General features: G+C 75.2%; 1 protein-coding gene. It reads right to left on the bottom strand.

The features are described from left to right. Nucleotides 1–375 (bottom strand): hypothetical protein (locus AE652_RS06370; protein ID WP_049650173.1); only part of this gene is annotated, 375 nt, incomplete at both ends.

The raw sequence follows: 375 nt of genomic DNA on the forward strand, positions 1-375 counted from the left end.
GAACGCCTCCTGCGGCGACTCGTCCAGCGCCAGCAGCGACAGCACTCCGCTCAGGTCGGAGCACGCGGCCGCCGCCTCACCCACGGCATCCACCGCAGTACGGACCACGGTTGCCCCGTGGGACTCCAGCGCCTCCGCGACCGCAGCGGCATCCGGGGACTCCCCCACCAGCAGCCACGTCCCGGTCAACACCCCGCCGGACTCGCTCACCGGCGCCCACGACACCCGGTACCGCCAGTCCGCGACCGCCGAGCCGGCCAGGCCACGGCGCCGGTAGTCGGCCAGCGCCGGCAGCACCTCGCCCAGCCGCTCACCGTCGATGTTCAACGCGGCCGCAAGGCCGTCGGCGTCCCCGCCCTCGACCGCCGCCCAGAA

The organism is Kitasatospora sp. MY 5-36 (assembly GCF_001182915.1).
Taxonomy (GTDB): Bacteria; Actinomycetota; Actinomycetes; order Streptomycetales; family Streptomycetaceae; genus Kitasatospora.